Raw genomic sequence first — 24,881 nt, 5'->3', positions numbered from 1 at the left:
GACTTTATGCTATACTAAAATCATGAAAAATCAAATAAAAGCTTTCTTTGATAACGAGATTCTCTCCTACTTATTTTTTGGTGGTGCTACTACTCTGGTCTCAATTTTATCACGTTTAGCTATCTACCGTATCAGCCATCAAGAAGTCCTAGCAACCATACTCGCAAATATTATTGCTATTCTTTTTGCCTTTATCACTAATGATGCATTTGTTTTTAAACAAGAGAGAAAAAATTGGGCAATCCGTCTGGCTAAATTTTTCTTAGCACGGCTCTCTACTCTTGGTTTGGACGTTCTTTTAACTTATATTTTCGTTACATCTTATCCCAATATTATTGGTCAGTTTGTTGAACAGAATATAGATAGGGTTAATACCATCGAAACTCTGATTGCTCAAATCTTGATTATCATTCTCAATTATATATTTAGTAAATCATATATCTTTAAAAAAGTGTCTTAAATCATAAGCATTAGAGTTGCATTATATAGCTATTTAAGATATAATATAACATGATTTTATGAAAGGATTTTATGAAAATGTTAAAAGATTTTAAAGAATTTTTGCTTCGTGGTAATGTCGTTGACCTCGCTGTCGGTGTGATCATTGCCTCTGCTTTTGGTGCTATCGTTACTTCACTTGTAAATGATATCATCACTCCACTTATCTTAAACCCAGCTTTGAAAGCTGCGAATGTTGAGCGTATCGCTGAGCTTTCATGGAATGGTGTTGGTTACGGTAGCTTCTTGAGCGCTGTCATCAACTTCCTTGTTGTGGGTACAGTTCTCTTCTTCGTTATCAAAGGTATTGAAAAAGCTCAAAACCTTCGTAAGAAAGAGGAAGTGGTTGAGGAAGCACCTGCTGCTCCAACTGAACTTGAAGTTCTTCAAGAAATCAAAGCTCTTCTTGAGAAAAAATAAGACAAAAAAGGATCTAGCTTCATGCTAAATCCTTTTTTCTTTAGTCTTTCGGCAACTTACCTGCCTTTTCTAGCATTTTTTTAATTAAGTAAGGCATCTTCACATTTTCACGGCCTTTTTTCTCAATCAGTTTTTTCACAAATTCTGGCATTTGGAGATCGTCTGTTTCCTCCATAATATCCTTAGTGGTTGCTGAAGGAGCTAATTCATCAAAGGTTTCTTCTTCTGGGAGAAATTCCTTAAATTCTTTTTGTTCATTGTCCCTCACAGTATCAACTAAAGCATCAATTAAACGAAAATCTGTATTTGGCATTGGTGGGCGATGATAATTTACCCCTAATTCTTGACATAACTCATAACATTCTACATCATTATCAAAAAGAACTTCAATATGTTCACTGATAAAGCTAATCGGTACAAAAATATAATGCTCTGGATGTTGTTTCTGTTCTCTCAAATACTCGAGTACATCTGGCTTGATCCAAGGGATTCCAATATCGCTTTCGCTCTGCCAAGTATTGGTATACTGGTCGGCTGTTAGGCCGAGTTGTTCAGCGATTAGCTTGCTATTATCGAAAATTTGATCGATATAAGGATCTCCAAAGTCTAAGGCAAAAATTGGAACACTATGGGCTGAGAAGATTACCTTAAAGGACTCTTCTCCCACATCGTTCCGTAAAATTTTGCTAATCTCATCTGTCCAAAAGTCCAGCAAAGCCTGTTGTTGATACCAGTCCTTAATGACTAAAAATCGGATCTGCTGGCTTTCCAGAAACTTTTCATACCCCATGACTGAGTAAAAAGAATAATGAGGTTCCAAAATCAAGCAGATACATTCTTCAACACCATCTGCTTCCATCTGCTTGATTACGTCTGGAATAAAGGGACGAGAAAATTTGTTGGCAAAGTAGATACCGTACTCCTCGCCTAAACGTTCCTTGACTAAATCAACCTCCTCACGTGTAATACGCTGCAAGGGTGTCCCACCGATAAGGACATAGTTGTCATAGAGAGTCTGAATCTCGTGATCTTGGGGTCTAACTCCACGACGAATGTTTGTAAAGAATTCTGCTACACTCTCAAAGGTGATCTCTTCTGGCGAACCAAATGTCATCATTAAAATTGCTTTTTTCATTGATATGTCCTTGTGATGTTTTTTTCAATTACCATTCTACCATGAAATATATAATAAATAAACGCTTTCATTCATTTTTTTTTATTTACTTCTCTTTGTCTTTCTCTCCATTCTATGATACAATGAAAAAATGATATTAAAGGAGTTTTTATGACTTATCCCAACCTTTTGGAACGTTTTCTGACCTACGTTAAGGTCAATACGCGTTCTGATGAACACTCTACTACTACTCCAAGTACGCAAAGCCAGGTAGATTTTGCGACCAATATTCTTATCCCTGAAATGAAACGTGTCGGCCTGCAAAATGTTTACTATCTGCCAAATGGTTTTGCTATTGGTACCTTACCAGCTAACGATCCAAATCTCACTCGCAAAATTGGCTTCATCTCCCACATGGATACTGCTGATTTTAATGCTGAAGGGGTGAAGCCGCAAGTCATCGAAAATTACGATGGTGGAGCTATCGACTTGGGTGATTCTGGATTTAAACTCGATCCTGCTGATTTCAAGAGCCTTGAAAAATATCATGGCCAAACGCTTATCACAACTGATGGCACGACCTTGCTAGGTGCTGATGACAAGTCTGGGATTGCTGAAATTATGACTGCTATCGAATACCTGGCTGCTCATCCCGAAATCAAGCATTGTGAAATTCGAGTTGGTTTTGGTCCAGATGAAGAAATTGGCGTTGGTGCTAACAAATTCGATGCTAAAGATTTTGATGTTGATTTCGCCTACACTGTTGACGGAGGACCACTAGGGGAACTCCAGTACGAGACTTTCTCAGCAGCTGGCGCTGAGCTCCATTTCCAAGGGCGTAATGTCCACCCTGGTACTGCCAAAGGACAGATGGTCAATGCCCTTCAGCTGGCGATTGATTTTCATAATCAACTTCCTGAGAACGACCGACCAGAGCTGACAGATGGTTACCAAGGTTTCTATCATCTTATGGATGTGTCAGGTAGTGTCGAGGAGGCGCGTGCAAGCTATATCATTCGAGACTTTGAAAAAGATGCCTTTGAAGCTCGTAAGGAAACCATGCGGGACATTGCTGATAAGATGAATCAAAAGCTTGGGAATAATAGAGTAACCTTGAGTCTGACAGACCAGTACTACAATATGAAAGAAGTCATCGAGAAAGACATGACACCCGTTACCATTGCCAAAGCCGTAATGGAAGATCTGGGAATCACGCCAATCATTGAACCAATTCGTGGTGGAACAGATGGTTCTAAGATTTCCTTCATGGGAATTCCAACTCCAAATATCTTTGCTGGTGGTGAAAACATGCACGGTCGTTTTGAATACGTCAGCCTTCAAACTATGGAGCGCGCAGTAGATACCATCATTGGTATTGTATCCTATAAAGACTAAAAAAGACGAGGTAGCTCAGCTACTTCGCCTTTCTTTTTATTCGTTTGGTTGAGCACTTGAGTCAGACTCACTTTGCTCTTGCTTTTCGCTTGCTTGAGATGTCGCTGTTTCACTATCTTTCTCAGACTTAGATTGGTTAGCAGTTTCACTTGATTTTGAACGGAGTTCTTGGTTCAAGCTAATAATCTCTTTAGCTAGAGTAAGGAGGCCTTCTTTATCACTACTTTTGGCTGCGAGTTGATCAAATAGGGCATCAACACGCTCAAAGTCTGCATCTGATCCCTTATTATCCTCAAGGTACTTGTGAAGAGAGAGCAAGACATTATAAAGTTTTTGATAGATGATCACCGTTTGCGGATCTTGTTCTGCCTGTTTTTCCTCTCGTTGGATAGTTGCTGCAATACGGTTCAAAAGTTCCTCAAGCTGTGTCTTGGCTTCATCAAAGTCTGCATTTTCTTTTTCTGTGGCTGCTTTGATATTAGCTGCTTCTTCAGCTAGGGATTGTTTGACACCATCTTCTTTGACACGTGCTAAGAGGTCTGTTACTTTGGCTAGAAGTGCTTCAACTTCTTCCTTCTTCACATGAGTGACACGTTCTTCTGGCATAAAGTCACCATAGAGTTCTTTTAGGAATTCATAGATAGCTGTCTTAGCAGTTTGGCTATCCACTTTTTCCGTATCCAGAATGGTTTTGCCAGCTTTTGTAGAAACTGGTTCGTCTTTGAGAGCTTCTTCCACCTCTAGTTTAGTTTGGTAGATGGTTGGGAATAACTTGTTTAAGTCGGTTGCTTTGAGGAAAGATTGCGACTGGTAAAGTTCCCAAGTCAACTTGGCAACACGGTTACGTAGTTCTTCTCTGAGTCGGCCATCAGATACATGTTCGTAGAAATACTTAATGTACTCTACTGTCGTAACCCCTGTCCGATCACGGAAATCTTGCAAGGCTTGAAGTTTCGCTTCAATCGCATCCAACTCTGTCTCATCTTGTGCTAGCTTCGCATCCTGCAAATGTAGCAAGAGATCCTTCTTAGGCAAACCATAAGTATCTGTATCCAGTGTATTGATCTTATCTACAAGGGCTTGGTATTTCTTGTCCAAAGATGATGTTTCAACTGGAGACACACTGTGATCCACATGGATATATTGCTTATCAAAGAGATCCAAGGCTGCTAGGTATCCAGCAGTTGAGTTTGTCGCAAGTTTTTTCATGTTCTCGGTAAATTGACCCAAAGCAAGTTCAACCCGTCTCTGCATGATAGGTTTGTCTTTGTAGAGACTTCTGCTATCTGCTAATAGTTGATCAACTTTAGAAAGAACAGTTTGCTCGTCAAAAGCTCCAGGCTGATAGCTTGATTGTAAGGTAGGAATCTTATTCTTTAAAGCGACCTCATAACCCTTGGTCTGAACCTTAATATAGTGATTGTGATCACCATGTGGAATGACAAAACTACCATTTTCAACCTGCAAACTATAAGGAGACACATTGTCGCGTAGGGCAGTAGTATAAAGTTCATTTAAGAAATCAAGTTCAGGATCACCTGTCTGCAGCGGTATACGAACATGTTCTTTTCGTACTGCATAGGGATGAATATGAGTAGGATCATAGGCTTGATCCGGATTTCCAAAGACAAAGAATCCATTTGAAATACGAATCGCTTCAAGCGGTACTCCGTAGGTCTGTGAGATATACTTGATTTTTTCTTCATCGCTCGCATCTCTTGAGAAATTTTCCACGGTCTTGGCAAGTGGTTGAACAGGCTCAGACTGACGATTTTCTTTCAAGTGGTTTTGGGCGGCTTTAATTTGAGCATCAGTCAAGTCCTTCTTAAAGAAATAATGAGCGTGATCTCCATGAGAAACTACAAACCCTTGCTCATCTTCACTGACAACGCGTTCAGCTGCAAAGTCGTGATCATGCTCTTCGTCATGATGGTGATTATGGTTCTCTCCATCGTGGTCATGATCTTTATGCTTGGTCCCCTGACTTCCATGGTCACCGTCTTGGTCATGATGATGGTCTTGCTGATCAGGATGTTCTACTGGTTTACTTGGATTTTCCAAAGGTACTGGTTGCCCACTGTCGCTAGCAAGAGGAATCATACGCGCAATCTTTTCTTCCAAAGCAGAAAGCTTTGTATACGGAATGAAATGATAGTGATTTCCATGAGGAATCGCTACGCCACTCGGTGTTCTGCTTGAAATCTTAGCAGGGTCAAAAATTAAGCCATCCGATTCCGCATAACGTTGATTACTTGGAAGTGCATAGAGCTGTTTTAATAGATTCTGAAGGCTCTCTTCTGTATTGCTTGGTGTTTCAGTTTGTTGACTAGAATTAGTGGTTTGACCGATTCCATTTTGACTTGGACGATAGTCAGTCACACTCGGTTGTTTTCTAGTTCCAGAGAGGTAGGCTTGAGCAGCAGCCAATTCACTAGCAGACAAGGAACTCTTTGGAATGTAGTGGTAATGTCCACCGTGAGGAACGATATAAGCATCACCAGTATCTTCTATAATATCAGATGGATTAAAGATGTATCCATCATCGGTAGTATAGCGTCCTTGTGACCGTGCAAGTGTCACTGCACTGTTAGAAGTTGGCGCATCGTGTGTATGACCTTGTTTTTGGCGTTCAATTTCGTCTTTTGTACGAACGTTATCTGCATGTGCCGCATCCTTAAGGTAAACATAATACTTACCATCAACCTTGATAATGTAGCCACCTTTGATTTCGTTGACAATATCAGCGTCTTTAAGTTGATAATTGGCATCTCTCATCAAGAGTTCTTCACTGAAAATTGCATCAAAAGGAACTTTACCATTGTAATAATGGAAATGATCACCGTGTGAAGTCACATAACCTTGATCGGTAATTTTCACAACAATTTGTTCTGCCTGAATATCTTCCTTTTTGCTAACTTGATCTGGTGTCTGAGTTTCTGATTTTTGTGAGTCTTGTTTCCCATCGACATAAGATACACGGTTATTGTCTTTGTTTCCTTCTACTTGGTGTTGGTTCAGTGCATAGATGCAAAGACTTAGGGAAAGTACTAAAGCCGATCCCGCCACAAGATACTTTTTCTTCATTTTCATAATCTCCTCATTTTAATTCTTCAGCAAGAACTTTCATATTTTCTTCTAAATTTTCTAAGTAAGTTTTGTCATTTTCGGGGTCTGCTTCCAAAGGATTCAGTGTTTTCAGACTAACTCCTGTTGATTTGACCAAGGTTTCAGCGACTTTAGAAGAAGCGTTGCTCTCAGTAAAGATAGTTTTAACCTTATAGGTTTTGACAAATTCTTGGATTTCTGTCAACTGTCTCGGACTCGGCTCTTGTTCAGGGGAAATCCCTGCTATACCAAGTTGTTTCAAACCGAAGCGTTTAGCCAGGTACGAAAAGGCTGTATGTTGTGTTACAAAGGTCTTTTGACTCGCTTTTTCAAAAATAGGCTGGTATTTCTTAGTCAATTCTTGAGCTTTAGCGATAAAGTTTTTAGCATTCTTTTGATAAGTTTCCTTATTGGAACTATCAAGCTCCGAAAGTTTATCCGCAATAATCTGCGCTTCTTCGCCTGCTTTTTCAGGATCTAACCAAGTATGCGGATCGTAAAGTGTTTTTTCATCAATCCCATCCCCAGCTTCTACATCTTCCAAGCCTGGTACACGCTCCAAGGTCATCCCTTCAGACGCTTCTAAAACTTTTACTTTTGATTTTTTTAAATTTGGATCCAGGCTTCCCGCCCAAGACTCCAGTGTATGCGAGTGGTAGACAAAGACATCCGCATCATAGATGGCAGCAATGTCATTCGCTGAGGGTTCATATGAGTGAATCCCACTACTTGACTGAATCATCCGTACATCATTCAAGTCCCCTGATACCTCTTTTACCATGGCGTAGATTGGGTAAAAACTTGTTACAATCTTCATCCCTTTTGCCTCTTGTTTTTCTTTTTGGCTACATGCTCCTAAGACAAGAACCAACAGACCTGTCATTAATAATAGAAATGTTCTTTTTTTCATCATTACTCCTTAACTAGTATTTAACCATTTAATTAACTAGTAAATAGTTTATCTTTATTTACCATATATGTCAAGTTATTTTGCACATTTTCATGAAAAAATGAGAACTAGAACTCACATTCTGCTCTCATTTTTCGATTTTATCTTTTCTAGCTCTCCTATTTTGTTTTTAGGAGTTAGAAAATGCTGCTACAACTACTTACTCTCCCTTAACAAAGCCAATAGTTTTTCAGCTTCTGCCAAAATAGTATTGTTGTCTTGGGCGCCAAATAGTAAATTATTCTTTAATCCTGTGAGAGTTTCTTTTGCATTGGACTTGATAATGGGGTCTTGGATTTTTGCAAGTAGCTCTTCAGCCTCTCTTAACTTCGCTTCAACCTTTTCAGTCTCGACCCGAGGCTCTTCTGCTTCCTCTGGCGATTCTTCTTCTGGCTCCTCAGTTGGTTTTGTAGACTCTGGTTTCTCACTCTGCGGTTTCTCCTCTGATGGTTTTTCCGTATGATTGTTATCAGCTTGACCATTTTGGTTTCTTTGAACATGGTCACTTGCATTGCCCCATCCGCTATCTGAATGCGGACGTTCGTTTGGATGTTCAACATAGTACTTCACAGTCGCAAAGAGATCTTCTAGACTATACCCCTTAGGCGCCTCATAAAGACCTTCGTCAAACCACTCAAATTTGATGTTATGGTAATGGTCATAATGAGGTATGATTAAACTACCGTTTTTGACTTCCACAGTATGTTGGAGATTGTAAGGCATACGATTAAGTGGCACCTTCTTAGCTGCTTTTACTCGATTGTAGATAGCCTCTGCTCCTTTAGCCTCAGTATTTCTTGAACCCTGATGGTCAGTCGAAGGAGGCGTCAAACCTTTTTCTTTAGCATAAGCCTGGGCTGCTGCTCTTTCAGCTTCAGCCAAACTACCTTTCTTAATCCAATGACTATGGGTCATATGTGGAGTTACATAGGCATCCCCCTCATCACTGGTAATATCACGAGGATCAAAGATATAACCGTCTTCTGTTGTATACTTGCCTGCCAACTTGGCTACTTGAATCTCATCATCTGTGTAAGCAATTTGCGCATTCGGTTTTCCTAAACGTTCTGGATGACGAATGGGTGCTAAGAAGGCAAGAATATCATCCACCAACTTGACTTTATCACTTGAGGCATCATTGAGGCGTTCCAACAGTTTATCCAAAGCTTCAAAATCAGCTTGTCGCCCTTTATTATCAAGTAAATCTTGATGAATTCTTTCTAGTAAATTATAAGCCTTATTGTAAAATTCTCTATCACTGGATGGGAGCTCAGTTTTCTTATCTCCTAGCTTATGAGATAAACTTTCCTGCTTGGCTAGTTTACTATCAATGGCTGCTGCTGTTTCTGCCGAAAGTTCCTTTGCTGGGATATAACGAGATACTCCATTCTCCTCAAACACATAACCACCGCCTGCTTTTCGAATCGCTTGTTTAACCAATTTTTCGTCAATTGGATTGCTTGGAGCTGGTTGAGGATTTGGTGCAGGTTGCGGACTCGGACTAGGTTCTGGAGTCGGTTGTGGACTTGGTTCTTCCGGTTTTGAATCCGGTAGCCAATGGTTCGAACGATAACGAAGAGGAATAATACGAGCAATTCGTTCTTCCAATTCAGACATTTGTTCATAAGGGATAAAGTGGTAATGGTTACCATGAGGGACAGCTACACCTCTGGCTGTGCGACTTGTGATTTGTGCTGGGTCGAAAACAAGGCCATCAGATTCCACATGTCGTTGGCTCAATGGCAGTTTGTAGAGCTGTTTCAACAAACTATCAATGTCATCACTTTGACTCGCTTGACTGTTAGTGTTGCTGTTGTTGCTTGTGTTAGCATTGGTAGTTCCCTGATTGCTTACAGAAGGGACCCAGTTAGTTCTTGGTGTGCTATCGCTATTTTGTCGGCGATAGGTTATTGAACTTGACAGATTTCCCCGACCAGATAGGAAGGCTTCTGCGGCAGCCAACTCGCTAGCTGATAATTCATTCTTGGGAATATAATGGTAATGATTGCCATGAGGAACGATATAAGCATCACCAGTATTTTCAATGATATCAGATGCATTAAAGATATAACCATCATCCGTAGTATAGCGTCCTTGCGAACGTGCCAAGGATAGAGCACCATCGTTTCTTGGGGTGCCACCTTCACGATGCTGACTATGCTCTTGTTTTTGTCGATTGATTTCTTCTTTTGTACGGACATTATCTGCATGAGCAGCATCCTTAAGGTAAACATAGTATTTTCCATCTACCTTAATAACATAACCACCCTTGACTTCATTGACAATATCCTCATCTTTTAGCTTATAGTTTGGATCCTTCATGAGTAATTCTTCACTGAAAATCGCATCATAAGGAACCTTACCATTGTAATAATGATAGTGGTCGCCATGTGAAGTAACATAGCCTTGGTCTGTTATCTTGATGACGATTTGCTCCGCATTGATTCCTTCACGCTTGCTAACCTCATCAGGAGTCAAATTCTCCGTTTTTTGCGTTGCTTGTTTTCCATCTATATAGGAAACACGATTATTTTCCTTAATCGTTCTGGCTTGATAAAGTCCCAACTCGTAAGAGCAAACACTTAAAATCAAAGCTGCCGCAGAACCAGCAAGGTATTTTTTATTAATTTTCATTGAAACTCACTTTCTTTTTGATATTTCTAGTTACAATTCATTTCTAAATTGCAGAAACTCCTCTCTATTTCTTAACTGGTTAATAGTTTACTCCTAAATTTGCAACTTGTCAAGAATTTTATGAACTGGTTAAGTATTTTTTTGTTCTGACCACTACTTTTTCAAGGTTGGACTTTCTATAAGAAAGATTTTCTTGAAAATTCTTTAAAAAATATCAAAAAAGTCCTTGCAACTGAGTTGCAGGGACTTTTCAATTAATCAAAATTAACGTATTCTTTTTGAAGTTCAAGAACTTCTTCCATTGTTGAGCATTCTGTAAGGGCACGGTTTGCGTACTCTTCCATCTTAACTGTGTCAAGTTTCTTCATCAAGCTACGTGTACGAAGTACAGATGTTGCTGACATAGAGAACTCATCCAAGCCCATTCCGACGAGAAGTGGAACGGCTTGTTGGTCACCAGCCATCTCACCACACATACCAGCCCATTTACCTTCAGCGTGAGCTGCTTTGATCACATTGTTGATCAAACGAAGGATTGATGGGTTGTATGGTTGGTAAAGGTATGAAACTTGCTCGTTCATACGGTCTGCTGCCATTGTGTATTGGATCAAGTCGTTTGTACCAATTGAGAAGAAGTCAACTTCTTTGGCAAATTGGTCTGCAAGCATAGCTGCTGCAGGGATCTCGATCATGATACCAACTTGGATATTGTCCGCAACTGCAACACCTTCAGCAAGAAGGTTTTCTTTTTCTTCGTCAAAGACTGCTTTAGCTGCACGGAATTCCTTCAAGAGCGCAACCATTGGGAACATGATACGCAATTGACCGTGTACAGACGCACGAAGAAGGGCACGGATTTGTGTGCGGAACATAGCATCTCCAGTTTCAGAGATAGAGATACGAAGGGCACGGAATCCAAGGAATGGATTCATTTCGTGAGGCATATCGAAGTAAGGAAGTTCCTTATCTCCACCGATATCCATTGTACGAACGACAACTGGTTTACCGTTCATTCCTTCAAGTACAGCCTTGTATGCTTCGTACTGCTCGTCTTCTGTTGGGAAATCTTGAGAATCCATGTACAAGAATTCTGTACGGTAAAGACCAACAGCTTCTGCACCGTTGTCATTGACACCTTCCACGTCTTTTGGAGTACCGATGTTGGCAGCCAATTCGAAGTGTTTGCCATCAGCTGTCACTGTTTTAGCATCTTTCAAAAGTGCCCATTCAGCTTTTTGTTGAGCATAAGCTTCACCAGCTGCTTTAAATTCTATTGCTTGTTCATCAGTTGGGTTGATAATAACCTCACCAGTGATTCCGTTAACAGCAAGGATGTCACCGTCTTTAACGATTTCAGTGATGTTATTTGTACCCAATACAGCAGCGATTTCAAGTGTACGAGCCATGATAGCTGAGTGGCTTGTACGTCCACCGATGTTGGTTACAAAAGCTTTTACAAAGTTCTTGTCCAATTGAGCTGTATCAGAAGGAGTCAAGTCATGTGCAATGACAATTACTTCTTCATTGATAGAAGCTGGGTTTGGCAATTTTTTACCAAGAAGATTTGCCAATACACGTTTTGTCACGTCGCGGATATCCGCCGCACGTTCTTGCATGTATGGGTTGTCTTCCATACCTTCAAAGATAGTGATAAACATGTCTGTCACTTCTTTCAGACCTGCTTCTGCATTCACTTTCTTAGCACGGATTGTTTCTTTGATTTGACTAATCATTTCTGGATCAGCAAGAACCATTAAGTGAGCGTCAAATACTTGAGCAGCTTCTTCACCTAGCGTACCTACTGCTTTCTCACGAATAACAGAAAGCTCGTCTTGTGATGCTTTTAGAGCGACATCAAGGCGAGCTTCTTCTGCGTTTGTATCTTCGACTGTAACAGTCTCAAATGACAAATCCGGTTGAACGAGTAGATATGCTTTTGCAACTGCAACACCGTCTGATGCTGCGATTCCTTTAAGCATTTCTGTCATTTTCCTTATGCCAATCCTTCTTTTTCCATAGTTTCAGTGATAGCAGCGATTGCGTCGTCAGCATCTGCACCTTCAGCTGAAATTGTAACGTCAGCACCTTGGCCAACACCGAGACTCATGACACCCATGATAGATTTAAGGTTTACTGATTTACCTTTGTACTCAAGAGTGATATCTGAAGCAAATTTGCTAGCTGTTTGAACCAACAATGTTGCTGGACGTGCGTGAATACCTGTTTCTGCCACTACGTGGAAATCTTTAGAAGCCATAGTTTGACTCTCCTTTAAGTGTTTTCTTTTTGAGTTATATGTGATAACCCTTACAAGACTGTATTATATCATCTTCAAGATAATTTTTCAAGTATTTTATGGACTTTTACTGAAAATGAAATTACTTCTTTTTCTATTATAATGAGCACTCTAGCAATTAAATAGCATATCTAAACACTAATTGTTCAAAAATGTTATCATCAAAATTCAATTTTCAAAGCTATTTTCTCTTAATATCAATCAGAAGACAATCCTAGTAAATAATGAAAAAATAATACTATTTAGTTATAATTAATATAACTCAGCCAACCTATTATTTGAAAAGACTTCATCAAATACTGAAATTCTAAAACCTACTCTTACCATCAACAGTAGAGAATTTATTCAATTTGCTACTTAAAGTAAAATAGGCTTGTAGCACCTAACAGTAAAAATGTAGATATATCTAAGTAGTATAAGTAGAACTAAAACTTTGATTGATTCCATTCAAATAAAGTATCCAACCAATCAAAAACGACATTATGGGCGAGTCTTAAATTATTGACTTGGCAATGAGCGTCCGCACCACTTTCCGCCTCAAATACTTGAAGTTTAGTTTGTTGATTTTTAGATTTAAGTGATTCATAAATTACCTTAGTTTGATGCTGCAGTTCAGCACCCTCACCCTTTCCCATGATAAACAGGCATGGGCATTGAATTTTTTGATAATCTACAATCTTTGCATAGTTAAATACATCATCAATAGCACTCTTAAAATCAGAAGTACCAAACTGCCATGCATACTTTTTAAGATTCAAATTTGCTGATTCATTCAAATTTCCAGCTAATTTTAAAATGGCATTTATTAACCAACTAGGTGCTTTCAAACTTGATCCGAATTCTTTTCTGAAGAGCTCTGCAACGTCGTAAATAGGGGTACTAGCAATCCAAGCATGAATTCTTGGATCCTTTTCGACAGCTTGTGCGGTAAAATATCCCCCTCCGCTGACACCATAAATGGCTAAATAATTTAGTTTAGGATTTCTATTTTCCAACCAGTCTATGCATAATGAAATTGGAATAGAAGCATCCACATCAAAGATTAGCCCTCTACTAGGATTGCTCCCTTGACCAGGAAGGTCAACCATTAAAACATTATAATTTCGTATCCATCCAGGATATCCTGCAAAATAAAATAAATCTTCGCGATAAGTATCACCTCCACCAATCATAATCAGCGTTGGGCAATTATCACCGCTATGAAGATAATAACCAGGCAAGTAGGAATCCTGATAAGCAATAGTTAGTTTTTCAATCGGTGTACCTAGTGAATGAATTGCACTAGAGAACGCCTTCTCCATTTGACAAACGATAGGTAAGTATTCGGCAGAAAATGGATCAGTAAACTGGATTGCCGATCGAAGTGAGTAGGTCTGTGCGAGATAATACTGCGCCTTTGTTTGTTCACTCAAACCTAAATTACTAACCTTTTGTTCAAGATAGTTCACATGTGATAAAAACTCATTTTTCCAGTCATCAGGTTTTGGTGAATTACCTAACTTTTGAGCAAGATAATACAGCTCTCCATGAGAGAGGCCAAAAACTTCACCGATTCCTAGCAACCAATTAAAGAAAAAATCCGTATCCCCATTCTTAAAAAATACGCGAGTCGATTGCCGTTTTAAAATGACCTCGTTTTCTTTCACCACGCACCTCCTGATTTGCATTCTTTCATTTATTAATCTATTAATCCTATTTCCCTAACAACATTATACTATATATTTCCACAGTAAGTATAAGTTTCTAAAGTGAATAACTCTATTCTAATAGTTTTTGCATATTCAACATTTATCTAACTCATCTACTGTCTTTTATATTTTTTAAATAGTCTATATACCTAAATATCGTAATCGCTATAAACTCTTTTCATAGCTTCATTTTTAAATTTATTCCTATCTATATGGTCACTACTAGTATACCACATAAAGCGAATACTTCCCAAAAATTACAGTTATATACTCTCTATCAAGAATACGAAATTCATAATCTATTTGGATGAATGCAGTATAATCTAACATCTTCATTTTAGTTATCTTTTAAATATTTTAATACAAAATATAGGGACATCTTGTGCAGAGACTTTCTTTTTTTCATTAATATTACAGTTTCAGTTTTGTTAAAGCATTGTCTCCGCTAAACTTATTCATGCTCTTACGATTTTTGCCATTTTCAACTTCTTTCAAAAACCACTATATCTTGTATTTTAATTTTAAAACTGTAACTTTTAGGCACAAGATTTAGTTTAAAAAGTTTGACAAAGTTTTTTTTTCTGATATACTAAGAAAGTAATCAAATTTTATGAGGAGTTACGAAAATGGTAACGGTTTATTCTAAAAATAATTGTGTACAATGTAAAATGACCAAACGTTTCTTGGATAGCAACAACGTGTCTTATCGTGAGATCAATCTTGACGAGCAACCTGAGTACGTCGATCAAGTTAAAGAGCTCGGTTTCAGCGCTGCTCCTGTTATCCAAACACCAACTGAAGTCTTTTCAGGTTTCCAACCAGGAAAACTGAAACAATTAGCATAATCTTAGTAAATCATCCAGAAGAAACTCGCTTCTAGGGCTAACTTAGAGGCCTTTCTTTTGTAATCAGGTTAGATAAGGAAAATTTTATGGGATTAAAACATCTTGAAGACGTGACATACTTCCGTCTCAATAACGAAATCAACCGTCCTGTTAATGGACAAATCATGCTTCATAAAGATAAGGAAGCCTTGGATGCTTTCTTTAAAGAAAATGTAGTTCCAAACACTATGGTTTTTGATTCAATTACTGATAAAATCAACTACCTCATTGAACACAACTATATCGAAACTGCATTTCTCAAGAAATACCGCCCAGAGTTTTTGGAAGAATTGCACCAATTTATCAAAGACCAAAACTTCCAATTCAAGTCATTCATGGCTGCCTATAAATTTTACAACCAGTACGCCTTGAAGACTAACGATGGTGAATATTACCTTGAAAGTATGGAAGACCGTGTCTTCTTTAATGCGCTTTATTTTGCAGACGGAGATGAAGCGATTGCGACTGATATTGCCAATGAAATCATCCACCAACGCTACCAACCAGCTACTCCTTCTTTCTTGAATGCTGGTCGCGCCCGTCGTGGGGAGTTGGTATCTTGTTTCTTGATTCAGGTAACTGATGACATGAACTCTATCGGACGTTCCATCAACTCAGCTCTTCAACTTTCACGTATCGGTGGTGGTGTGGGAATTTCCCTCAGCAACCTTCGTGAAGCTGGAGCTCCTATCAAAGGTTACGAAGGAGCAGCATCTGGTGTCGTGCCAGTTATGAAACTTTTTGAGGACAGTTTCTCTTACTCTAACCAATTAGGGCAACGTCAAGGTGCTGGGGTTGTCTACCTCAATGTCTTTCACCCAGATATCATTGCTTTCCTTTCAACTAAGAAAGAAAATGCCGATGAAAAAGTTCGTGTGAAGACACTATCACTTGGTGTTGTAGTACCCGATAAATTCTACGAATTGGCTCGCAAAAATGAAGAAATGTACCTCTTCAGTCCTTACTCTGTAGAACTTGAATACGGTGTGCCATTCAACTACATCGACATCACTGAAAAATACGATGAATTAGTCGCAAATCCAAACATCCGTAAGACAAAAATCAAGGCGCGAGATTTGGAAACTGAAATCTCTAAATTGCAACAAGAGTCTGGCTATCCTTATGTGGTCAACATCGATACGGCTAACCGTGCAAATCCAGTTGATGGAAAGATTATCATGAGTAACTTGTGTTCTGAGATTCTTCAAGTTCAAGAACCAAGCTTAATCAACGATGCTCAAGAATTTCTTCAAATGGGAACGGACGTTTCATGTAACCTTGGTTCAACCAACGTCGTCAACATGATGACCTCACCTGACTTTGGTCGTTCTATTCGTGCCATGGTTCGTGCCCTTACTTTTGTTACAGATAGTTCGCACATCGTAGCTGTTCCTACTATTGACCACGGAAATAGTTTGGCTCACACCTTTGGTCTTGGTGCCATGGGACTGCACAGCTACCTTGCCCAACAACTGATCGAATACGGATCACCTGAGTCAATTGAATTTACCAGTATCTACTTTATGCTTATGAACTACTGGACCTTGGTGGAGTCAAACAATATCGCGCGTGAACGTGGTATTACCTTCCACAACTTTGAAAAATCAGACTATGCTAACGGAAGCTACTTTGATAAGTATGTGACAGGCGAATTTGTTCCAAAATCAGACCGTGTTAAAGAACTCTTCAAAGACGTCTTTATCCCATGTGCTGCTGACTGGGCTGAACTTCGCGAAAAGGTTCAAGCAGATGGTCTTTATCACCAAAACCGTCTAGCTGTTGCTCCAAATGGTTCTATCAGTTACATCAACGATGTTTCTGCATCTATCCACCCGATTACGCAACGTATCGAAGAACGCCAAGAGAAGAAAATCGGTAAAATCTATTATCCAGCTGCAGGCTTGTCAACAGAAACTATTCCTTTCTACACTTCTGCTTACGACATGGATATGCGTAAGGTGATTGATGTTTACGCTGCTGCAACAGAACACGTGGACCAAGGACTTTCACTCACCCTCTTCATGCGTAGTGATATTCCAAAAGGTCTTTACGAATGGAAGAAAGAAAACAAACAAACGACACGTGACTTGTCTATCCTTCGTAACTATGCCTTTAACAAGGGTATCAAGTCTATTTACTACGTCCGTACCTTTACAGACGACGGTGGAGAAGTCGGTGCTAACCAATGTGAAAGCTGTGTGATTTAGCTCTATTCTGAGCTAACTAAATTTCCTCAGATTACTGATTAAAGGATTACACTAAACTAAACTTGGACAAGCATCTAAAATACTAGGAAAAATGAAAAGTCGGTCTTCCGACTTTTTGTGCGATACTCTTCTCAGACTATGATAAAATAGAGATGATTTGACAATCGCATTATTACATACAGAAAGAGATTTTAAATGGAAACTTACTACAAAGCCATTAACTGGAATGCCATCGAAGATGTCATCGACAAATCCACTTGGGAAAAGCTAACGGAGCAATTCTGGCTCGATACACGTATCCCCTTGTCAAATGACCTAGACGACTGGAGGAAACTATCAAACAAAGAAAAAGACTTAGTTGGAAAAGTCTTTGGTGGTTTGACCCTTCTCGATACCATGCAATCTGAAACTGGTGTTCAGGCGCTTCGCGCAGACATCCGTACACCGCATGAGGAAGCTGTTTTCAACAACATCCAGTTTATGGAATCTGTCCACGCAAAATCTTACTCTTCTATCTTTTCTACCTTGAACACCAAGGCTGAAATCGAAGAAATCTTTGAATGGACCAACACTAACCCCTACCTACAAAGAAAAGCGGAAATTATCAATGAAATCTACCTCAATGGTAGCCCACTAGAAAAGAAAGTTGCCAGCGTCTTCCTTGAAACCTTCCTCTTCTACTCTGGTTTCTTTACCCCCCTCTACTATCTCGGTAACAACAAACTGGCCAACGTTGCGGAAATCATCAAACTGATCATTCGTGATGAGTCTGTTCACGGAACCTACATTGGTTACAAATTCCAACTTGGTTTCAATGAATTACCTGAAGAAGAGCAAGAAAAGCTCAAAGAATGGATGTACGACCTGCTCTACACCCTCTATGAGAACGAAGAAGGTTATACAGAAAGTCTCTATGACGGTGTGGGATGGACCGAAGAAGTTAAAACCTTCCTTCGCTACAATGCCAATAAGGCCCTTATGAACCTAGGACAAGATCCACTCTTCCCAGATTCAGCTGATGATGTCAATCCCATCGTCATGAACGGTATTTCAACAGGAACTTCTAACCACGACTTCTTCTCTCAAGTCGGAAATGGTTACCTCCTTGGTGAAGTTGAAGCCATGCAAGACGAGGATTACAACTACGGTTTAGACTAATTTGACCAATCATTCAAAATATCATGGTTTGTTTAAAACAACCATGGTATTTTTGTTTTTGTTTTATTTTGTTTTTTTATTTGATTGATTGAGCGTTTTATGGTAAGATAATAATAGTAGAAATCGAGGTGATAAGGATGCTAAAGCAAGAAAAACTAGATAGTATTCTAGAAGCAGTAAACACAAAAGGCACTATTACTGTAAAAGAGATTATGGAGAGTCTTGATGTGTCAGATATGACAGCTCGCCGCTACTTACAAGAATTGGCAGATAAGGATTTGCTGGTACGCGTGCATGGTGGCGCTGAAAAACTTCGTACAGGTTCTCTCTTAAACAACGAACGCTCAAACGTCGAAAAACAAGGTTTGCAGATTGCTGAAAAACAAGAAATTAGCCGTTTTGCAGGTCATTTGATTGACGAAGGTGAAACTATTTTTATCGGGCCAGGAACGACCTTAGAATGTTTTGCTTGTGAACTCCCGATTGATAATATTCGTGTTGTAACAAACAGTCTTCCTGTTTTTCTCATCCTAAACGAACGAAAACTAACAGATTTGATCTTGATTGGTGGAAACTATCGCTCTATCACTGGTGCTTTTGTAGGGACACTTACCTTGCAGGATTTGACTAACCTTCAGTTTTCTAAGGCATTTGTAAGCTGTAATGGCATTAAGGATAAGGCTATTGCCACCTTCAGCGAGGAAGAGGGCGAAGTACAACGAATCGCCTTGAATAATGCTAATAAAAAATACTTACTGGCAGACCACAGTAAGTTTAATAAGTTTGATTTTTACAATTTTTACAATATATCAGAGATTGATACGATTGTTTCAGATTCTAAACTGAGTCTGGAGACATTTGAAGATCTGTCCAAACAAACAACCATTCTTTTATCAAAACCATAAAAATTCCCCTGCCTTTTGGCGGGGAATTTTTTTGTTAGTTTTAGTCAATAATCTGCGTCTCAGCTAGTTTCTTGTACCAGTGAGCTGATTTCTTTGGATAACGCTCCTGCGTCTCAAAATCAACATAGAAGAGGCCGTAACGCTTTTCGTAACCATTTGACCAAGAAAAGACATCCATCAGAGACCAGATAAAGTAGCCTTTGACATTGGCTCCATCAGAGATTGCATCTGCAATCACTTCCATATGTTTCTTAACATAATCAATCCGTCCATCATCATAAACTGTCCCATCCACAAACTCATCTTTGTATCCAAGACCATTCTCAGTGATGTAGATTTTCTTGTAGTTAGGATAATCCTGCTTCACGCGCATGATTTGATCATACAAACCTTGAGGATAGATAATCCAGTCCCAATCCGTACGTGGCACATAATCTGGAGCTACACGGCGTCCGACTCCCTTAATCTGATATTTAGAGCTTCCTTTTTCACCCTTACCATTGTGAATGATTTCTGTTTCGCCATCAAAGGCTTGCATCCAATCACTCATGTAGTAGTTAATTCCAAGGAAGTCATTCAAGTCTTTTGCGGCTTCTAGGACTACGAAGTCTTCTTCACGCAAATCTAAGCTTCCACCATTGACTGCTAAGATATGGTTGACACCTTCCATGGTTACTTCGGAATATCGTCCTAGATAAGTCGCGTCTAGGATAAACTTGTTATGGATAATATCTTCTAACTCAGCTGCACGGACATCTGCAGGATTTTCAGGATCCAGAGGATACTTAGTAGGCAGGGCATGAACCACACCAATTTCACCTTTATAACCTTTATCTTTATATAGCTTGACTGCACGCGCATGAGACACCATCATATTGTGGTGAGATTGAAATACTTTGGCAAGGTCGTACTGAATACCTGGAGGGAATTTCCCAACCAAATACTGACCATCTCCTATCGGCCCAATTTCATTAAAGGTTGTCCAAAAGTTAACTTCAGGAAATTCTTCAAAACAGAAGGCTGCATAATCCACAAAGTGATCAATGTTTTCTCTATTCAGGAAATCTCCGTTTGAATGAAGTGCTTCTGGCGTGTCAAAGTGATGAAGAGTCACGAAGGGCTCAACATGCCGTTTGTGGCACTCTGCAAATAGATTATGATAGAACTCAACCCCCTTGTCATTAACCTTCCCATAACCCGTTGGAAAGATACGTGACCAAGCGATTGAAATACGGATACCATTGACACCATACTCTTCTGCAAGTTTGAGATCAACTGGGTATTTGTGATAGAAATCACTGGCTGGTTCAGCAGTGTACCAGTAGTTATCTTTGAGGTATTTGTCCCAGGCGACTGGCCCTTTACCATCAGTATGTGTAGCACCTTCTGCTTGGTAGGCTGCTGTTGCTCCGCCAAAGATAAAGTCTTTTGGAAGTGTTTTTGTCATTTGATTCACCTTTCAAGAAATAGAAATGAGATGGAGATAGAGTTGGGAGGAGTTCCTCCATCTCACTTCTTCGCTATTTACCTTTTATTCTTCGAACTGCGCTTGAACAAAGGCAAGAGCGCCTTTTCCATCGCGAGTCAATTTAATGTATTGGCCACCTTCTGTCTTAGCAAGTTTGATACCAAGTTTGTCGGTTTCGGCCTTCATGTCTTCAAAGTTTGAAGCAACTTGAGGAGCAAGGATAACCAGATCAAACTCTGGCAACATTTCACGGTGAGCTCCATAGCCACCAGCTGCTGCTTTAACAGGAACTTTGTATTCTGCTGCCGCTTTGTTTAGAGCATTTGCAAGGAGACCACTTGTACCTCCTCCTGCACAGAGAACGAGAACATTTGTTTCTTCTGTGATTGTGTTTTGCGCTGCTTCTACACCTGCTTTTTCAAGAATAGCATCTGCTTTGGCAGTGTTGAAGTTTGCAGCTACTTTTTCTTTCAATTCATCATTGGCTTTGCCTGAACGCTCTTCTTCAAGAATTTGTTCATCATAAACCTTGAGGAATGGATAGTAGATGGCTACGTCAACAAGGATTAACAAAGCAGCAAGAACAAATGACAAGAATTGGAAGTTTGTACCGAGAACAATACCGAGCGGACCTGGTGTTGTCCAAGGAAGGTTAGCAGTAAATGAGTTCATGCCAAGCGTCTCAATGAAGAATTTAAAAATCCATACGTTGGCAATTGGCGCAAAGATAAATGGAATAAAGAAAATTGGGTTCAAGACAAGTGGTGCACCAAACAGGATTGGTTCGTTTACTCCAAAGAATGTTGGAACAACAGACGCACGTCCGATTGCACGGTTACGTTTCGATTTGGTCAACCACATGAACATGAATGGGACAACCAGTGTCGCACCCGTACCACCCATGGTAACGATAAACATTTGTGTACCTGAAGTAAGAATCTTGTCTGCATGCATCCCTTGTTGGAGAAGGTTCAAGTTGACTTCGGCATTTGCATAGGTAATAGCTGCGATTGCTGGTTCAACGATAGATGGACCATGGATACCAACAAACCAGAAGAAGGCAAAGGCACCAAAGATAATCGTAATACCTAGATAACCATCAGCAGCAGAGAATAATGGTGCAAAGAATTTACCGATTGATTCAGCTACGCTTGCACCAACAAAATGACGAGCTAGTAAATCAAGAGCATAAAGAGAAACCACTGATAGAGTGAATGGAATCACATCTTTAAAGACTTGTGAGATATTTGGTGGAACTTCGTCAGGCATACGAATGGTAACGTTGTTCTTAACACAAACCTTATAGATGGCTACAGTAACAAAGGCAGCAAGAAAGGCAGAAAGCAAACCTTTTGTCCCAAGGAAACCTGTCGCAAAGCCACCTTCAATTGGATCAGCTGCCAACATCAACAAACCAACAATCGCAGCCAACAGTGTTGACATATAGTTGATTTGGTTGGTTTTTTCCATGCTGCGGTTTACTGAGTCGGTCAATGACTTAGCTGTTGTACCAGCTACCAAGAGAGCCAGAATCCCCATTGAATAGCTATAAGGTTTCATGAGGAGATTAACAACATCATCAGACCATTTAAAGCCCCATGAGTTTGGTACAAAAGCAATCAAGATAAAGATACTTGAGAAGAGAATAACAGGCATACCTGCAATGAAACCATCACGAATAGCACGAAGATAGATATTACGAGATAATTTCTCAAAGAAAGGCTTCCCTTTCTCGATAAATGAAATTAGTTTGTTCATTACTTAACTCCTCTCTTGTAGAGTTCAATTAAATGGTGCATCAAATCTTTTAACAAGATAGTTGTCATCAAGTGATCCTGGCCATGCATCATGGTTACACTATAGGCCAAATCTTCACCAGCTGCTTCCTTAGTCAATAGACTTGTTTGCGCGTGATGAGCCTCGGCGATACAGCCACCAGCTTCCTCGACTAAGCTATCTGCTTTCGCAAAATCGCCAGCTTCAGCAGCCTTCAAGGCTTCCAATAGTTTTGAACGAGCATCGCCAGCATAGGCTACGATTTCAAAACCTAACAATGTTACTTCTTCTCTATTCATGATAGAATTCTCCTTATGTATTTTTAATTAAATTTTTATGACAATAAACGTTGGATATGTAGAACTAGATAAACTCGTTCACTTTTATACAAATCAAGACCCGTATGTTGCGTAATCACATCATAGATCTTGGAACCAATCTCGAACGCTTTTGGATAGGATTGTTTAATATGATCTTCCATATCCAGAAGAGATTGATTATCATCTCTGGAACGGTCTAAATAATCCAAAAAATAGTTGAGATGAATCATAAAGCGATCATAGAAATGGTTATTCTCTTTAGTTCGTTGAATAGAGTAACTCTTCAGCACTTCTTCAACATTCCTGAGAATTTCTTTCCTCTTATCAATCGACTCCACAAGTTCCACTTCATTCTCCCCTTCGGCATTGATGAAATGATAAGCGATCCGAATAATTTCATCCTCAGGGAAATGATCTGTCAACTTCTGACGGTAGATTTCAAAGGCTTCCTTTGCGATTTGAAAAGCTACAGGATACTTGGCAGAAATATCTGGCAGATTGCTATCCTTGTACCTTCCTTGTGTTAGAGCTTGATAAGAACAATATATATGATCTGTCAAAGTCACATAGAGATACTCTTGAATCGGATAATGATATTTCTTAGAAAGCTTATCAATGATCTCGTAGGTCACTGTGATAAAATCAAGCGGAACATCTTTGAGAAGAGCCATAAAGTTTTCTCTGGACTCTTCGGTCTTCATCCGAAAGATTTTCTCAACCTGATTTTCAGCAATCAAATCCCCCTTCTTTTTTCCAAATGCAATCCCCTTACCAATCACAATCACTTCTTCCCCTTTGTCGTTTCTGACAAGCGAGACGTTGTGATTCATTGGGTTTAGAATTCGATACATGGCAACCTCCTTTTGTATCTTAAAGGTATATGAGTATAAAAAATGACCACAAATGAACTAGAAAATCCTTTGATTTCTAATCCACCTGTGATCATGCCTAATATTACTTAGTAACACTCACCTTGTATTAACTTGTGATTTAAGTATAGCACAAGTCAGTTTGTTTGTAAACCTTTACATTCAACTTTTTTTAAATTTTTTAGATTTATGTTCCTAAACTAGGAGGAGCTTCTTACACGCGTTCAGTCCATGAAGTCGCTGTGGTTTGGAGAACCTTGTTAAGTTCGTCAATGTTCTCAAATCCAGTTGTGCGTAGCCATTCACGAGCTGCTGCCTCACCGTCTTTGATGTAGGCTTCAACTGATCCAGCCCAAGTTGCACGGCCGCAAAGAACTCCGTTGAAGTTTGCGCCTGATTCGTGGGCAAAGACAAGGGTTTCTTGGAAGAGTTTAGCTGATACACCAGCACTCAAGTAGATGTATGGCAAGTTCGTTGCTTCGTCTTGTGCTTTAAAGAAGGCTGCTGCTTCTTCACGAGTATGGACGATTTCACCATCGCCAAAACCTTCAATGTATTTGACGTTGACTGGAACTTCCACTTTCAAGACATCGATGTTGAAGCGTGGATTTGAAAAGACTTTCATGGCACCGATAACCTTGTGTGGTTTCACTTTTGCGTATTCTGCAGAACCTGCGTCAGCGATTTTTTCATCATAAGCCAAAATTTCAAGGAAGAATGGAATGTCTTCTGCCACACACTCAGAACCAATACGTTCGATGTAAGCTTGCTTTTCTTGATTGAGCTCGTCAGCGCTGTCTACATCGTAGTAAAGCAAGAACTTAACAGCATCTGCACCTTGTTCCTTGATGCGTTTTGCAGACCAAACATCCAAGCAATCAGGCAAGCGTTTAGTGCTAGTTGTATCGTAGCCAGTTTTTTCATAGGCAAGGAGAAGACCAGCATTTGGATCAAGCGCTTTTGTAGCTGGAAGTCCATACTCAGGGTCAAGGAGCATAGATGATGCGTATTTTGTCAATTCATCAGCTACCAAGACCTTAAGTTCTTCCATTTGAGCAACTGTTGGCTCTTCTGTTTGATATTGAGCCATAAGGCGTTTTAAAGCACCACGTTGGTCAAAGGCAAGAGCTGAGATAATGCCGTTCTCGTCAGAGAGTTTTTCTAAGCGTGCACGTTTGTTTTCTGTTAAAGCCAT

At 39.6% G+C, this 24,881-nt stretch carries 19 protein-coding genes; 7 read left to right on the top strand and 12 right to left on the bottom strand.

The annotated features are described in order from the left end of the window. Window positions 1–22: 22 nt before the first annotated feature. Together B7709_RS07735 and mscL are read left to right on the top strand one after the other, a co-directional pair. Window positions 23–460, top strand: coding sequence for a GtrA family protein (locus B7709_RS07735; protein ID WP_084972625.1), 438 nt, complete (start codon window positions 23–25; stop codon window positions 458–460). Window positions 461–537: 77 nt separating this feature from the next. Beyond that, the gene (gene mscL / locus B7709_RS07730) at window positions 538–918 is read left to right on the top strand and encodes a large conductance mechanosensitive channel protein MscL (protein ID WP_084972624.1); all 381 of its coding nucleotides are present in this window, start codon (window positions 538–540) and stop codon (window positions 916–918) included. A 40-nt stretch (window positions 919–958) separates the two neighbouring features. Here mscL and hemH read toward each other — a convergent pair whose 3' ends face one another. Beyond that, complete coding sequence (gene hemH, locus B7709_RS07725; RefSeq protein WP_084972326.1) at window positions 959–2,053, bottom strand: ferrochelatase; 1,095 nt, start codon at window positions 2,051–2,053, stop codon at window positions 959–961. A gap of 150 nt (window positions 2,054–2,203) precedes the next feature. Here hemH and pepT point away from each other — a divergent pair, with 150 nt between their 5' ends. Beyond that, the gene (gene pepT / locus B7709_RS07720) at window positions 2,204–3,427 is read left to right on the top strand and encodes a peptidase T (protein ID WP_084972325.1); all 1,224 of its coding nucleotides are present in this window, start codon (window positions 2,204–2,206) and stop codon (window positions 3,425–3,427) included. 36 nt (window positions 3,428–3,463) lie between these two features. On the opposite strand, the gene B7709_RS07715 is transcribed toward pepT, so the two are convergent. The 6 genes from B7709_RS07715 to B7709_RS07690 all read right to left on the bottom strand — a co-directional run bounded on the left by B7709_RS07715 (window position 3,464) and on the right by B7709_RS07690 (window position 14,057). Beyond that, on the bottom strand, window positions 3,464–6,511 hold the full coding sequence (locus tag B7709_RS07715; protein ID WP_084972324.1) for a pneumococcal-type histidine triad protein: 3,048 nt from the start codon (window positions 6,509–6,511) through the stop codon (window positions 3,464–3,466). Window positions 6,512–6,524: 13 nt separating this feature from the next. Continuing rightward, window positions 6,525–7,442: a metal ABC transporter solute-binding protein, Zn/Mn family gene (locus B7709_RS07710; RefSeq protein ID WP_084972323.1), complete on the bottom strand. Its 918-nt coding sequence runs from the start codon at window positions 7,440–7,442 to the stop codon at window positions 6,525–6,527. Window positions 7,443–7,637: 195 nt separating this feature from the next. Further along, a complete protein-coding gene (locus B7709_RS07705; RefSeq protein ID WP_084972322.1) occupies window positions 7,638–10,115 on the bottom strand; it encodes a pneumococcal-type histidine triad protein in 2,478 nt (825 codons plus the stop codon). 254 nt (window positions 10,116–10,369) lie between these two features. After that, on the bottom strand, window positions 10,370–12,103 hold the full coding sequence (gene ptsP, locus B7709_RS07700) for a phosphoenolpyruvate--protein phosphotransferase (protein WP_084972321.1): 1,734 nt from the start codon (window positions 12,101–12,103) through the stop codon (window positions 10,370–10,372). 5 nt (window positions 12,104–12,108) lie between these two features. Continuing rightward, window positions 12,109–12,372: a phosphocarrier protein HPr gene (locus tag B7709_RS07695; protein ID WP_000146948.1), complete on the bottom strand. Its 264-nt coding sequence runs from the start codon at window positions 12,370–12,372 to the stop codon at window positions 12,109–12,111. A gap of 464 nt (window positions 12,373–12,836) precedes the next feature. Then, on the bottom strand, window positions 12,837–14,057 hold the full coding sequence (locus tag B7709_RS07690; RefSeq protein ID WP_061453578.1) for an alpha/beta hydrolase family protein: 1,221 nt from the start codon (window positions 14,055–14,057) through the stop codon (window positions 12,837–12,839). 668 nt (window positions 14,058–14,725) lie between these two features. Here B7709_RS07690 and nrdH point away from each other — a divergent pair. The 4 genes from nrdH to B7709_RS07670 all read left to right on the top strand — a co-directional run bounded on the left by nrdH (window position 14,726) and on the right by B7709_RS07670 (window position 19,253). Further along, window positions 14,726–14,944, top strand: coding sequence for a glutaredoxin-like protein NrdH (gene nrdH, locus B7709_RS07685; RefSeq protein WP_000259249.1), 219 nt, complete (start codon window positions 14,726–14,728; stop codon window positions 14,942–14,944). A gap of 86 nt (window positions 14,945–15,030) precedes the next feature. Then, a complete protein-coding gene (gene nrdE, locus B7709_RS07680; RefSeq protein WP_084972320.1) occupies window positions 15,031–17,190 on the top strand; it encodes a class 1b ribonucleoside-diphosphate reductase subunit alpha in 2,160 nt (719 codons plus the stop codon). Window positions 17,191–17,385: 195 nt separating this feature from the next. Next, a complete protein-coding gene (nrdF, locus tag B7709_RS07675) occupies window positions 17,386–18,348 on the top strand; it encodes a class 1b ribonucleoside-diphosphate reductase subunit beta (RefSeq protein WP_000451372.1) in 963 nt (320 codons plus the stop codon). Between the two features lie 137 nt (window positions 18,349–18,485). After that, the gene (locus tag B7709_RS07670; protein WP_084972319.1) at window positions 18,486–19,253 is read left to right on the top strand and encodes a DeoR/GlpR family DNA-binding transcription regulator; all 768 of its coding nucleotides are present in this window, start codon (window positions 18,486–18,488) and stop codon (window positions 19,251–19,253) included. A gap of 40 nt (window positions 19,254–19,293) precedes the next feature. Here B7709_RS07670 and lacG read toward each other — a convergent pair whose 3' ends face one another. The 5 genes from lacG to lacD form a co-directional block, all read right to left on the bottom strand. Next, on the bottom strand, window positions 19,294–20,700 hold the full coding sequence (lacG, locus tag B7709_RS07665) for a 6-phospho-beta-galactosidase (protein WP_084972318.1): 1,407 nt from the start codon (window positions 20,698–20,700) through the stop codon (window positions 19,294–19,296). Between the two features lie 84 nt (window positions 20,701–20,784). After that, entirely contained in the window at window positions 20,785–22,479 is a 1,695-nt protein-coding gene (locus B7709_RS07660; protein WP_061421069.1) for a lactose-specific PTS transporter subunit EIIC, read from the bottom strand. Then, a complete protein-coding gene (locus tag B7709_RS07655; RefSeq protein ID WP_001078319.1) occupies window positions 22,479–22,796 on the bottom strand; it encodes a PTS lactose/cellobiose transporter subunit IIA in 318 nt (105 codons plus the stop codon). Before B7709_RS07655 ends, B7709_RS07660 begins: the two co-directional genes overlap by 1 nt. Window positions 22,797–22,831: 35 nt before the next feature. Further along, a complete protein-coding gene (locus B7709_RS07650) occupies window positions 22,832–23,668 on the bottom strand; it encodes a PRD domain-containing protein (RefSeq protein ID WP_084972317.1) in 837 nt (278 codons plus the stop codon). Between the two features lie 232 nt (window positions 23,669–23,900). Next, a complete protein-coding gene (gene lacD / locus B7709_RS07645; RefSeq protein ID WP_084972316.1) occupies window positions 23,901–24,881 on the bottom strand; it encodes a tagatose-bisphosphate aldolase in 981 nt (326 codons plus the stop codon).

The organism is Streptococcus oralis subsp. dentisani (assembly GCF_002096335.1).
In the GTDB taxonomy this organism is placed as follows: Bacteria; Bacillota; Bacilli; order Lactobacillales; family Streptococcaceae; genus Streptococcus; species Streptococcus oralis_Z.
The sequence above is the reverse complement of the archived record's forward strand: the minus strand, read 5'-3'. Positions and strand labels throughout refer to the sequence as shown.

Bases quoted from the DNA above. Each gene is read 5' to 3' on its own strand.
- B7709_RS07735 (WP_084972625.1), top strand. From the start codon at position 23: ATGAAAAATCAAATAAAAGCTTTCTTTGATAACGAGATTCTCTCCTAC.
- mscL (WP_084972624.1), top strand. From the start codon at position 538: ATGTTAAAAGATTTTAAAGAATTTTTGCTTCGTGGTAATGTCGTTGAC.
- hemH (WP_084972326.1), bottom strand. From the start codon at position 2,053: ATGAAAAAAGCAATTTTAATGATGACATTTGGTTCGCCAGAAGAGATC.
- pepT (WP_084972325.1), top strand. From the start codon at position 2,204: ATGACTTATCCCAACCTTTTGGAACGTTTTCTGACCTACGTTAAGGTC.
- B7709_RS07715 (WP_084972324.1), bottom strand. From the start codon at position 6,511: ATGAAGAAAAAGTATCTTGTGGCGGGATCGGCTTTAGTACTTTCCCTA.
- B7709_RS07710 (WP_084972323.1), bottom strand. From the start codon at position 7,442: ATGAAAAAAAGAACATTTCTATTATTAATGACAGGTCTGTTGGTTCTT.
- B7709_RS07705 (WP_084972322.1), bottom strand. From the start codon at position 10,115: ATGAAAATTAATAAAAAATACCTTGCTGGTTCTGCGGCAGCTTTGATT.
- ptsP (WP_084972321.1), bottom strand. From the start codon at position 12,103: ATGACAGAAATGCTTAAAGGAATCGCAGCATCAGACGGTGTTGCAGTT.
- B7709_RS07695 (WP_000146948.1), bottom strand. From the start codon at position 12,372: ATGGCTTCTAAAGATTTCCACGTAGTGGCAGAAACAGGTATTCACGCA.
- nrdH (WP_000259249.1), top strand. From the start codon at position 14,726: ATGGTAACGGTTTATTCTAAAAATAATTGTGTACAATGTAAAATGACC.
- nrdE (WP_084972320.1), top strand. From the start codon at position 15,031: ATGGGATTAAAACATCTTGAAGACGTGACATACTTCCGTCTCAATAAC.
- nrdF (WP_000451372.1), top strand. From the start codon at position 17,386: ATGGAAACTTACTACAAAGCCATTAACTGGAATGCCATCGAAGATGTC.
- B7709_RS07670 (WP_084972319.1), top strand. From the start codon at position 18,486: ATGCTAAAGCAAGAAAAACTAGATAGTATTCTAGAAGCAGTAAACACA.
- lacG (WP_084972318.1), bottom strand. From the start codon at position 20,700: ATGACAAAAACACTTCCAAAAGACTTTATCTTTGGCGGAGCAACAGCA.
- B7709_RS07660 (WP_061421069.1), bottom strand. From the start codon at position 22,479: ATGAACAAACTAATTTCATTTATCGAGAAAGGGAAGCCTTTCTTTGAG.
- B7709_RS07655 (WP_001078319.1), bottom strand. From the start codon at position 22,796: ATGAATAGAGAAGAAGTAACATTGTTAGGTTTTGAAATCGTAGCCTAT.
- B7709_RS07650 (WP_084972317.1), bottom strand. From the start codon at position 23,668: ATGTATCGAATTCTAAACCCAATGAATCACAACGTCTCGCTTGTCAGA.
- lacD (WP_084972316.1), bottom strand. From the start codon at position 24,881: ATGGCTTTAACAGAAAACAAACGTGCACGCTTAGAAAAACTCTCTGAC.